Below are 887 nucleotides of genomic sequence, written 5' to 3' on the forward strand. Positions count from 1 at the left end.
AATAGATTAACCTCAAACTTCTAATTCTTATAAATAATGAAAAACACCCAACTTATCTAGCACATCTAAAGACAATTGTTTACGTAGAGCAATATCATCACCAGCTTTCATTTGCATATTTAAAGCAAATGCCACCACTTGCCCATCTGCCTTTTCAACAAAACCCACATACCAACCCACTTGCGGGTCTACAGCCATTCCCCAGCCACTTTTAGCATATAGACGATTCTCCCCTCTGCGCTCTACATACAACATCTCTTTCACTTGTTGCTGAACTTCAGGTTTAAAAGGCAATTGCCCTTGGGCTAAATCATACACAAACTTTACTTCTTGTATAGGTGTAATTGTCAAAGGCCCTTTCAACCAAAATTGATCAACTTCCGTGCCTATTTGCATATTGCCATAACCAATACGTTGCAATTCACTTTGCATTAAGCTTGGACCAATACGACGTGCCAATTCTTGATATACAGGCACTGTAGATGCTTGCATGGCTTCGCCCAAAGTAAAATCTTTGTCCCATGCTTTAAAAAAACGTGGCTTTCCATCCCACTTAAATATTTCTGTAGATGTTGCTTTATGATTTTCTAAACCAATTAGTGCATTGGCAATTTTAAATGTAGATGCAGGAATATAAGCTGTTTTTGCTCGGTCTAAATGCGTGCCATATTTTTTAATATTTTGACCATCATATGTGACAAACACAGCATCAGCTGAGATTTCATTAAAAAGCGCTTGAACATTCTGATCGATGATTGAGTTATTCACTTGTGGAATTGTACTTGTTTTTGCTCGACTCATACTATGCTCAGCACAAGCCCCAATACTTATGCTTAAGCAAACTAAACTCAATATTTTTAATAATTTCATGATATACAACTTTAAAA

The 887-nt window shown here is 36.6% G+C and carries 1 protein-coding gene; it reads right to left on the bottom strand.

The genetic code is table 11. The features are described from left to right. Positions 1-27: 27 nt before the first annotated feature. Complete coding sequence (locus L6C30_RS14620) at positions 28-870, bottom strand: carbapenem-hydrolyzing class D beta-lactamase OXA-58 (protein WP_002002480.1); 843 nt, start codon at positions 868-870, stop codon at positions 28-30. Positions 871-887: the final 17 nt, after the last annotated feature.

This window comes from Acinetobacter sp. KAM396 (genome assembly GCF_021602765.1).
Taxonomy (GTDB): Bacteria; Pseudomonadota; Gammaproteobacteria; order Pseudomonadales; family Moraxellaceae; genus Acinetobacter; species Acinetobacter towneri_A.

What these genes read in the sequence shown, in the direction of transcription:
- L6C30_RS14620 (WP_002002480.1), bottom strand. Translation starts at nt 870, where the DNA reads ATGAAATTATTAAAAATATTGAGTTTAGTTTGCTTAAGCATAAGTATT.